This is a genomic window from Niallia sp. HCP3S3_B10 (genome assembly GCF_052064465.1).
Lineage (GTDB): Bacteria > Bacillota > Bacilli > Bacillales > Cytobacillaceae > Niallia > Niallia hominis.
Genome location: NZ_JBQHVO010000021.1, coordinates 57,684 through 66,268 on the forward strand (window position 1 = coordinate 57,684; position 8,585 = coordinate 66,268).

The following is an 8,585-nucleotide window of genomic DNA, read 5'->3' on the forward strand; positions in this document are numbered from 1 at the left end:
CTTTTATAAAAAAAAATAACACTATTTTCACTTTAGGAGAAAATTTATGCATAAGACAACTTTAAAAGAAAAGTCCACTCATGGTACTCCATTATTTCCGTTGCATATATACAGTAAGGTTAGAGAAAGAGAATATCATGTAGACTTCCATTGGCACGAGGAACTAGAGTTTATTTTTGTTGAGGATGGAGTAATGGATATTACTATTAATTCAGAAACAAGACATGTTACAAAGGGGCAGTTTATTTTTATCAATTCTGGTGACTTACATAAAGTTACCTCAAAAGGTCCCTCGATTCACCATGCCATAGTATTTCATCCGCAGATATTAAATTTTGACTATCCTGATATTAGCCAAAGTTCTATTATTAATCCTATCAGTAAAGGATTTTTGCGTTTTCCATCTACCGCTGAGATTGATGGAAACTTAAAGAAGTATTTAGCCAATAATCTTATAACAATAATTGAGATAAACAAAGCTGAATCTGACTTATCTGCATTAAGAATTAAGATTGTGTTGCTAGAAATTATTTTAGAGCTTTATGAGAACCAACTTTTTGGGGAATTACAAACAAGCGTTAAAGAGAAACAAGAAAACATAAAAAAAGTAATTACCTATATCCAGGATAATTACGATAAAAAAATATTACTTGAAGACTTAGCTTCTCTTTTGAGTATGAACAAAAACTATTTCTCTAAATATTTCCATACGGCAATTGGAAAAACACCGATTACCTATATTAATGAATATCGATGTCAAAAGGCTGCTGAGTTATTAAAAAGCAGTGATCTAAAAGTCTTGGATATTTCTTTTATAGTTGGCTTTGAGAATTTCAGCTATTTTATTCGTAAATTTAAAGAACATAAACGTTACTCCCCTGCCCAATACAGAAAGAAATTTTATATTGAAGAATATGCAAAATAATACTCAAAGTTAATGGATTACTCTTAAACTTACCTGATCCCTTGTACTTAAGTACATTCTTCACAAAGTCAACAAAAGAATAGGCTACTTACTGCGCTATATGAGTCAAATCTACAATTTACTGAATCAAATACTTTTTATGCTGCTCTCACTTTCGCTCATGAGTAATCTTTGCATATCTAAGTGTTGTATCTGGTGAACTATGACATAAGAGTTCTTGAATCGCAACCAATTCAGCACCATTATTTAATGGTTAAAGTAGCAAAAGTGTGTCTTAAAACAAGGGGACTTACTTTGTCTTTTAAGCCTGCTTTTTTAGCGATTAAATCTATTTTCTTTGTATTTCTCGTTAGATAGTCTTCTATAAGGTTTTTTCTCTGTGACCATTCTTAATGGAAGAAAAGGCACGATATACGAGTACTGCATCCTCTCTTATTGTCTTATTTGTATTCTACTTGACCTTAAAATATCTGTCCAACTAAGTGTAGCCTATCCAAAGCAACACATAATAAGACTGCAAATACCACAAATTATAGTAATAATTTATAATGTAAGATGCCAATAAGATAAACATAAAAGCAATTCTAATACTCCAATCGATTCGTACATGCACTTTATTTATATGATTATAAGAAAAAATTTTTCTCCTTTCTAATTTTAGTGATTTTCTGACAATAAAATCAAATAATAAACTAGCTACAAGAAAGACAATTAATATAATCAATAATTTCAACCCCACATTACCTTCTAATCCAAACATGATCCCCCACCTTTCATCCATTCTCCTCATAACGATATACGGATTAAAACCTAAAAAGTTCCTAAAATCAGTCCTTCTTCTATCCAATATATAGGATAAAATTGCTTATAATCGCCATACTAAATTTAAATTAGAAACTTCTATTTAAACGTCAATCTTAGAATAATTGGAGGTTATCTTTATTGAAGAGTCATGAGAAAACACAGAAGAAAACCTTAAACGCTGCCGAGGTATCTGCACTCTGGCTTCAATATATGGGAGATAGTATGGCAGTATGTATGTATAAATATTTTCTAAAAATAGTAGAAAAGCAAGATATCAGATCTATAGTAGCTTATTCGTTACGTTTAGCAGAAAGTCATCTAATTAAAATTACAGATATCTTTACAAAGGCAAACTTTAAACTTCCAAAAGGATTTACTGAGGCTGATGTCAATCTTAATGCTCCACGACTATTTTCAGACTCCTTTATACTTTTTTACTCAAGAATGATGACGATGCATGGTATTTCTGCCTATACATTAGCTATTACAAATGCGGAACGAGAAGACGTGCAAAACTATTTTTTTGAATGTACGGTGACATCGAAGGAACTATTCCAAAAAATCGTTAAGTTAGCAAAAACACAGCCGGAGTTCTCTAGTGTTCCAACTATTCCTTCTCCACATGAAGTCGAATTTGTTGAATCGACAGGATTTATTTCTAGTTTAATTGGAGACAAAAGACCGCTAAATATGTCTGAAATAAGCAATCTTCACTTCAATTCAAAGAAAACAGGCTTTGTTCGTTCTTTAAGCCTTGCCTTTAGTCAAGTTGCGGAGAAAGAAGATGTAAGAAATTTCATGTTAAAAAATGGGAAATTAGCTGGGAAAGACGCAGAGAGTTTTGATGAAATACTTCAAAAAGATAATTTACCTATTCCTAAGAGATGGGATGTAGAGATTACCGATTCCACGATTAGCCCTTTTTCCGATAAATTAATGATGTTTCATGCAGCTTTATTAGTAAATGCAGCTCTTTCGTATTATGGAGCAGCCATTGGTTCGAGTTTAAGAACAGATATTATTCTCAATTACAAAAGGGTATTCAACCATGCCATGCAGGCGGGAGCCTTTTGCTATAAACTTTTGGTCAAGTATGGGTGGATGGAGAAACAGATAGAAGCAATCGATCGAAAGAGATTGGCGGAGAAATAGATTTATTTGAGGTCTATTTGGATTTTAGATTATAAAATTGATTTTTTGAATTATATCTCTTTCCCTTTGAATCATATATTTGATTTTTGGATCATATCTTTACCACTTTGAATCATATATTTTTTTTGATTATATCCCTTTACTTTACGATCATAACTTAATTTTCGTTTGGACAAACATATGGCATACCGTTTTCAATTAACGATATGCCATAGATAAATTAACTATTTGATCTTTAAACAAACTTTATTATAATTCCTTAATAAACGCCTCAACTTCTTCTTCTTTTGTTCCCCATGAAGTAACAAGTCGAATTGCAGAATGATTATTATCAATTTTTTCCCAAATATTGAATTGGTAATTCCTCTGAAGCTTTGCAATCTTCTCGTTAGAAAAAATCGGGAATACCTGATTTGTAGTAGATTGTGTTAAAAAGCGATAGCCTTTCTCTGCCAATGCCATGTTTACTTTTTCTGCCATCTTATTAGCATGCTCCGCTAATTCGAAGAAAAGATTATCCTTAAATAGTTCGTAAAATTGGATTCCTAGCACTCTTCCTTTTGCTAGCATTGCTCCCTTTTGCTTAATATGATAACGAAAATCTTCCTTCAGGGAATCTTTCTTTATCACAAGGGCTTCTCCCATTAATGCTCCGTTTTTCGTTCCACCGATATAAAAGGCATCTAATAACTTCGGAAAATCACTTAAACTTAGATCATTTTCCTTTGCACATAGAGCTGATCCTAATCGTGCACCATCCATATAAAAAATCAAATTATTCTTATGACAAAACGCACTTAATTGCTCGAGTTCCTGTTTGGAATAAATGGTTCCAATTTCAGTTGAATTGGATATGTATACAAGCTTTGGCTTAACCATATGTTCATCTGTATGCTCATCCAGTACATTTTGCAATAGACTTGGTGTAAGTTTGCCATTTTCTGCATCTACCGTAATAACCTTATGGCCAGTTGCTTCAATAGCCCCGGTTTCATGGGTAGAAATATGACCAGTGTCAGCTGCAATAGCTGCTTCATGTGGTCTTAAAAAGGCTGAGATTGCAATAAGATTTGTTTGCGTACCTCCGACCAAGAGATGAACATCTACCTCTTTGCTATTCATTTTTTCTTTTAACACTTCTACTGCTTTGTTAGTAAAGGAATCTTGCCCATACCCTATTTCTTGCTGTAAATTGGATTCTACCAATGCTTGAAGAATTCTTGGATGTGCTCCTTCACTGTAATCATTATTAAAACTATACATGAACATAGCCTCCTTTTAAAAAATATTTTCTCATAAAGAGATTCTTCTTGTCACGAAATGTTTTCACTTAAAAAATAAAGAGTGCCAAACATCTCGGAGTATATCACTTGATGCTTGGCACTTTTTTTGATTATTGAATTTCATCTAGCAACATTATTGCGTCTGATTTGGAACCTACCTTAAGCAATTTTTCTCTATAACGCTCATCCATTAATTTGCGTGATAACATTTGCAAAATTTTCAAATGTGCGTCACCTGCACTTTGTTCTGGAACAGCAATCATAAAAATTAATTTAGCCTCTGTCCCATCCAAGCTATTCCAGTCTACACCATTACGCTTAATACCAAAAGCAACTGCTGGGCGTTTTACTGCATTTGACTTACCATGAGGAAGCGCAATATTCATTCCTAATCCAGTAGAGCTTTGTGCTTCACGCTCTAATATAGCCTTTTTATACGCTTCCTTAGAGTGTAAGATTCCTGCATCTTCAAATTTTTGAATTAGCTCATCGATTACTTCATCCTGTGTTTCTGCAACTAAATTTGTTGATATTAACTCTTCACTTACGATATCTGTTAATTTGGTTATTTCCATCGGCTCTTCTGTTTCTTCTATTGTTGCCGAAACTTCTCTTTTCTCCATTCCTTTACTAACAGGAAGATCAATCGCTACTTCTTTTTTCAATGCATTAACCACAAAGGCTGTTACTAATACACCAGCTAATGCTGCGATAAAGAACATTGCTACATTATCTACTGCCCCTAATACCGCTACAATTGGACCACCACGCGCTACTTTATTCCCTACATTTCCAATCATGGCAATAACCGCACCGACCATCGAACCAGCCATAATACTTGGAATTACACGTAATGGATCTTGAGCCGCGAACGGAATTGCTCCTTCTGTTATACCAAACAGTCCCATTGTAAAAGATGCCTTACCCGCTTCCCGTTCATTCGGAAGGTATTTCTTCTTATTAATAAATGTAGCAAGTCCCATTCCAATTGGCGGAATACAGATTGCTACTGCAATTGGTCCCATTATGTCATAATTTCCTTCTGCAATCATGGCAGAACCAAATAGGAAAGCAACTTTGTTAAATGGACCACCCATATCTACTGCAATCATTGCCCCTAGAATAAGTGCTAATAAAATCGAGCTTGCTCCTTGCATTCCTGCAAGCATACTAGTTAAACCTTCAAAAACCTGTGCTACTGGAGCACCTATAACAAAAATGAATAATAATCCAACAATAACAGATGATACGATGGGAATAAAAATAATTGGCATAACTGGTAGAAGTGCTTTTGGCACTTTTATCTTTTTAATCCCTAATGCAATATAACCTGCTAAGAAACCAGCAATAATACCGCCAATAAATCCCGCACCTGCTTCACTACCGTAAAAGCTACCATTTGCTGCAATATACCCACCGATCATACCTGGTACAAGCCCTGGTCGGTCTGCAATACTAACTGCAATAAACCCGGCAAGAATTGGTACCATAAACATAAAGGCTGTGCTACCAAGACTTTCAATCTGTTTCCAAATAGAATCTTCTGGTATGACAATTCCTCCAGGTGTCTGTTCCCCACCAAGTGTAAGAGCAAGTGCGATCAGCAATCCTCCAACAACAATAAATGGAACCATATAAGAGACACCATTCATTAAATGTTTATAAATTGGATTCTCTTTTTGTTTACGTTGTCCTTTGATTTCATCTGCTGATTTCAATTCTGCTCTATATACTGGTACATCGCCATTTTGAATCCTTTTGATTAATTCATGCGGGTTGCGAATACCTTCTTTTACGCCAGTAATAATTACTTTTTTCCCAATAAAACGGTCTTTAGAAACTTCTTTATCTGCTGCAATAATGATGCCATCTGCTTCTCTAATGTCTTGCTCTGTTAAAGCATTTTCCACCCCAATGGAGCCTTGGGTTTCTACTTTGATGTCAATGCCTAATTCTTCTCCAGCCTTTTGCAGATTTTCTGCAGCCATGTTATGTATGAGCAATACCAACCGGACAAGCTGTAATTGCTAAAATTTTCATGATATTTCCCTCCTCCATCCTATTCAACACATCATGTAATTGCTTACATTTCGATTATAAACCCATGTATCCTTTCCAATAATCTTAATTTTTACCAGACTTGTGGTAAAAATTGATTATTAGAAAATGATGGATATGGTAAACATTTAAATTTCTAAACGTTTATTCTATCATTATGGATGGTCTAAAGTATCGCTTGAAAAAATAGAGGTACTTATAAAAACAATACAAGAAGTGAAACATTTATTATTTTATAAAATCAAGCACACCTTTAATATCCTTAAGTGCTGCTATCCCACTTGAAAATTCACTATCTTCGCTATAGGCTGCAATTTGCCCTACTACCCCACGATTAAGATTTTGATCCTCTTTTGAAATAGCTAACAAAAATATAATAGAAAACATAGTCATTCCCCCACAGTATTGGCTCTCTTAATATAGCCACTGCAATTGCAGACTGAATAACCAGATTTGGATCCCCATGGGGAATAGCGATATTCTCACCAATTGCTGTAGCAGACTTCCGCTCCCTGTTAAGAGCACTATGAATAAATTCCTTCTGAATCAAGCCCTTTTGATATAAGGTATTTCCTAACATTTCAATAACTTCATATGGATGCTCTATTTCTATTCCAAGATGCACCAAGTCACCACGAACTAATTTAGACAGCTTTTTATTATCTTCCCTTCTACTTTCTTGTGTTTCTTCGATCTGTTGAACAAATTGATTCAGCTTTTCCTTATCCTTACCTTCCAAGAGTGGAGAAATAACAACATATGGAATCAAAATCTCATCAAGAGAAACGGTTGAAATAATAAAATCTATCTTATTGTTTTTTAGGAATTCATCGATGGAAGCTTTTCCGATACAAGCTAAAATATGAATGTCTGAATAATGCTGTTTGATTTTTGCCTCTAATAAATGAGAAATTCCTACTCCTAAATGACACACACTTAAAGAGTTTTTCCTTTTCCCTCTATTTCCTTCTAATCTCTCAATAGATGCTTGGAAATGAAGTACTATAAAAGCAGCTTCCTCTTCAGTTATTCTAAATCATAAGCACATTTAATTTCCTCTAAAGCAAAAATGACCATATTAAACATATATGGATACATTTTCTTAATTTCTGATAGAAGAGGATTGCTAATAGGGAAACCATATTTCAAGCGGTTAATGACTGAATACATATGAACAGCAGGCCCTTTAGTAAGAATGGAATCCTTTTCATAAGAGTAGCCAGTTAATTCATCTAATCTTTTCGATTTTATTTAAATCATTGCGCACTGTTTTTTCCGAACATGCTAATCGTTCGGAAAGCTCCTGTATATTCCGAGTCTCCCCTTCATTTGAAAGCAAAAGTTGAAGTAGAGCTTTTTGTCTATCATTCATGTAAAACACCTACTTTTATTTATCACATTAAAAAGTGAGCTTATAAAGTAGACGAATTCAATTTATTTTAAATTAGAACCTTCTTCAAGATGGTTGAATCCCATATTCCTAGAAAAATGACTATTAAAAAGGATTTACAACTTAAAAAGCTTAAGTAGTAAATCCCTTCTGTAGTACTTATTTGGATATAAACATCTGTGTCCAATAGTTTCCGCTTTGGTAATAGCCTACACCTATTTGTGTAAAACCTTTGCTTAATATATTTGCTCGGTGGCCGCTTGAATTCATCCATGCTTGTACAACTGCTTGAGCACTTGTTTGTCCTTGAGCAATATTTTCTCCAGCTGATTTATAACTGATTCCGTATGCTTTCATCATATCAAATGGAGATCCGTAGGTTGGACTTGTGTGGCTAAAATATTTCTTTTGTGCCATATCCATTGATTTGTCTCTAGCTACACGTGATAATTCCCAGTTTTCTGTTAATGCAGGCAGTCCATTTTTTTTCCTCTCAATATTACAAAGTCTAATAACTTCACGTTCTACTGTTTTGATGGAATCGATATTCGGAATCGTCAATTTTTGATTAGGATAAATTAAGCTTGGGTTTGAAATTTGCGGATTTGCAGCAATAATTTCCCGTAAGCCGATTTGATATTTCACAGCAATTTTCCACATCGAATCTCCGCTTTTTACCGTATATGTATCAGCGAATACCATCGTTGGAAGTGTTATTAAACACAAAAATAAACTAACCGTTGCCATTATTTTTTTCATTTTTTTCACCTCCTTCTGAATAATAAGTTGCGCACAAAAATTTGTTCTTATCCTTTCTCTCTATGATTTTTTGTTTTTTTATATAAACCTGAATTATTCATAGAAAATCATTAATTGGTTACAATCGTTATTCCAATAAGCTTTTTTGTTAAATGTTAATTCACTTGATAAATGAAAAAAGAATCCATTTCTGATAAGGTTAAAACAACGACGA

The 8,585-nt window shown here is 33.9% G+C and carries 9 protein-coding genes and 1 pseudogene; 2 read left to right on the forward strand and 8 right to left on the reverse strand.

From position 1 onward, the window contains the following. Positions 1-46: 46 nt before the first annotated feature. Positions 47-925, forward strand: a complete 879-nt coding sequence (locus ACTNDN_RS11275) for a helix-turn-helix domain-containing protein (protein WP_441131260.1) — start codon at positions 47-49, stop codon at positions 923-925. Positions 926-1,403: 478 nt separating this feature from the next. Here the strand turns inward: ACTNDN_RS11275 and ACTNDN_RS11280 are convergent, their stop codons facing one another. Next, the gene (locus tag ACTNDN_RS11280) at positions 1,404-1,706 is read right to left on the reverse strand and encodes a DUF4181 domain-containing protein (RefSeq protein WP_441131261.1); all 303 of its coding nucleotides are present in this window, start codon (positions 1,704-1,706) and stop codon (positions 1,404-1,406) included. Positions 1,707-1,867: 161 nt separating this feature from the next. On the opposite strand from ACTNDN_RS11280, the gene ACTNDN_RS11285 reads away from it, so the two are divergent. Next, the gene (locus ACTNDN_RS11285) at positions 1,868-2,881 is read left to right on the forward strand and encodes a DUF3231 family protein (RefSeq protein ID WP_441131262.1); all 1,014 of its coding nucleotides are present in this window, start codon (positions 1,868-1,870) and stop codon (positions 2,879-2,881) included. A gap of 249 nt (positions 2,882-3,130) precedes the next feature. Here the strand turns inward: ACTNDN_RS11285 and ACTNDN_RS11290 are convergent, their stop codons facing one another. The 7 genes and pseudogenes from ACTNDN_RS11290 to safA all read right to left on the reverse strand — a co-directional run bounded on the left by ACTNDN_RS11290 (position 3,131) and on the right by safA (position 8,371). After that, positions 3,131-4,144, reverse strand: a complete 1,014-nt coding sequence (locus ACTNDN_RS11290) for a threonine aldolase family protein (RefSeq protein WP_441131263.1) — start codon at positions 4,142-4,144, stop codon at positions 3,131-3,133. A gap of 130 nt (positions 4,145-4,274) precedes the next feature. Then, positions 4,275-6,204: pseudogene (locus tag ACTNDN_RS11295) on the reverse strand (fructose-specific PTS transporter subunit EIIC). A 246-nt stretch (positions 6,205-6,450) separates the two neighbouring features. Further along, positions 6,451-6,609, reverse strand: coding sequence for a hypothetical protein (locus tag ACTNDN_RS11300; RefSeq protein WP_441131264.1), 159 nt, complete (start codon positions 6,607-6,609; stop codon positions 6,451-6,453). Then, positions 6,557-7,156, reverse strand: a complete 600-nt coding sequence (locus tag ACTNDN_RS11305) for a PTS sugar transporter subunit IIA (RefSeq protein ID WP_441131265.1) — start codon at positions 7,154-7,156, stop codon at positions 6,557-6,559. The genes ACTNDN_RS11300 and ACTNDN_RS11305 overlap by 53 nt, the downstream gene beginning before the upstream one ends. 92 nt (positions 7,157-7,248) lie before the next feature. Then, complete coding sequence (locus ACTNDN_RS11310; protein WP_441131270.1) at positions 7,249-7,473, reverse strand: PRD domain-containing protein; 225 nt, start codon at positions 7,471-7,473, stop codon at positions 7,249-7,251. Further along, positions 7,451-7,594, reverse strand: a complete 144-nt coding sequence (locus ACTNDN_RS11315) for an HTH domain-containing protein (RefSeq protein WP_441131266.1) — start codon at positions 7,592-7,594, stop codon at positions 7,451-7,453. Before ACTNDN_RS11315 ends, ACTNDN_RS11310 begins: the two co-directional genes overlap by 23 nt. A 177-nt stretch (positions 7,595-7,771) precedes the next feature. Beyond that, the gene (gene safA / locus ACTNDN_RS11320) at positions 7,772-8,371 is read right to left on the reverse strand and encodes a SafA/ExsA family spore coat assembly protein (protein WP_441131267.1); all 600 of its coding nucleotides are present in this window, start codon (positions 8,369-8,371) and stop codon (positions 7,772-7,774) included. Between the last annotated feature and the right edge of the window lie 214 nt (positions 8,372-8,585).

Bases quoted from the DNA above. Each gene is read 5' to 3' on its own strand.
- ACTNDN_RS11315 (WP_441131266.1), bottom strand. From the start codon at position 7,594: ATGAATGATAGACAAAAAGCTCTACTTCAACTTTTGCTTTCAAATGAA.
- safA (WP_441131267.1), bottom strand. From the start codon at position 8,371: ATGAAAAAAATAATGGCAACGGTTAGTTTATTTTTGTGTTTAATAACA.
- ACTNDN_RS11275 (WP_441131260.1), top strand. From the start codon at position 47: ATGCATAAGACAACTTTAAAAGAAAAGTCCACTCATGGTACTCCATTA.
- ACTNDN_RS11290 (WP_441131263.1), bottom strand. From the start codon at position 4,144: ATGTATAGTTTTAATAATGATTACAGTGAAGGAGCACATCCAAGAATT.
- ACTNDN_RS11280 (WP_441131261.1), bottom strand. From the start codon at position 1,706: ATGGATGAAAGGTGGGGGATCATGTTTGGATTAGAAGGTAATGTGGGG.
- ACTNDN_RS11300 (WP_441131264.1), bottom strand. From the start codon at position 6,609: ATGTTTTCTATTATATTTTTGTTAGCTATTTCAAAAGAGGATCAAAAT.